General features: G+C 72.6%; 2 protein-coding genes. One reads left to right on the forward strand and one right to left on the reverse strand.

Annotation, left to right across the window (positions count from 1 at the left end):
- Positions 1-436: DUF1269 domain-containing protein (locus tag AC0CYZ_RS20310; RefSeq protein WP_472218614.1), on the forward strand; the 436-nt coding region annotated here is incomplete at its 5' end.
- 12 nt (positions 437-448) lie between these two features.
- On the opposite strand, the gene AC0CYZ_RS20315 is transcribed toward AC0CYZ_RS20310, so the two are convergent.
- A partial coding sequence (locus tag AC0CYZ_RS20315; RefSeq protein WP_472218616.1) for a hypothetical protein occupies positions 449-1,171 on the reverse strand: 723 nt, incomplete at its 5' end.

Raw genomic sequence — 1,171 nt, forward strand, 5'->3', positions numbered from 1 at the left:
CGCCGCCGTCGACACGTTGCAGTCCCTGGAGAAGCAGCAGCTGATCAAGCTCCACGACGGAGCCACCGTGAGCTGGCCGGCCGGGGCCAAGCACCCCAAGACGCGTCAGCTCCACAGCCTGACGGGCGCGGGCGCCATGGGCGGGATGTTCTGGGGCATGCTCTTCGGACTCATCTTCCTCGTCCCGTTCCTCGGTGCGGCGATCGGCGCGGCCGCCGGGGCCGCCGGCGGTGCCCTGAGCGACGTGGGGATCGACGACGACTTCATCAAGCGGGTCCGCGACCAGGTCACCCCCGGCACGTCGGCGTTGTTCGCCATGACGTCCGACGCCGTCCTCGACAAGGTCAGGGAGGCGTTCGCCGGTCAACACCCCGAACTCATCCAGACCAACCTCTCCTCCGACGAGGAACAGACCCTGCGCGAGGTCTTCGTCTAGGACGGGTCGCGATCACGGGACCGGGTCGGCGTCCGTCTCCTGCGCGGGCGCCGACCGGGCCGATCCCGAGGCGCGGTCGGGATCGGGCCTCGGGGAGCCGAGCTCGTCCGTCGGTTCGTGGTGGGCGCGCCACCGCTGGACGAGGGTCGCGCCCAGCAGGGCGCCGCCGAGCATCACGACGCTCAGGGCGATCAGCCAGGACATCATGGCGAACACGATGCCGATCGGGCCGTACTCGTCGTGCTGGACGACGATCGACGTCGAGAGCAGCAGGTCGGCGAGGATTGCGAGCCCGATCAGCCCGGCCGTGATGGCGAGGGACCCGGGCAGGAGGTCCCGCCACGCGATGCGGCCGCCGAGCAGGAAGTGCTGGGTCCACCAGGACCACCCGAGCAGGGCCGGCACCCCGAGCACGACGACGGCGACCAGCCCCAACCCCGAGGACACGGCGTGGACGAGGGCGGTCGCGGCCAGGAGCGTGACGACGGTGAGCACCCACGCCACGGGGCGCCACAGCTCACGGATGCCGGGCCGCGGGAGCGCCCACGCCGACTCGTAGCCCTTCTGCAGGGTCAGCGGCCAGGAGACGGCGCACACCGCGGAGAGCAGGGCCCCACCCCAGGTGGCGGTGCCCGCCACCGTCGTGCGCGCCGGGAACAGGAGCTGGAGGTCCCGGGTCGCCTCGTCGGTCAGCCCGAAGCGGTGGGCGAACCCGGCCGCCACGCCGCCGCCCGC

The organism is Actinomycetospora sp. (assembly GCF_055612215.1).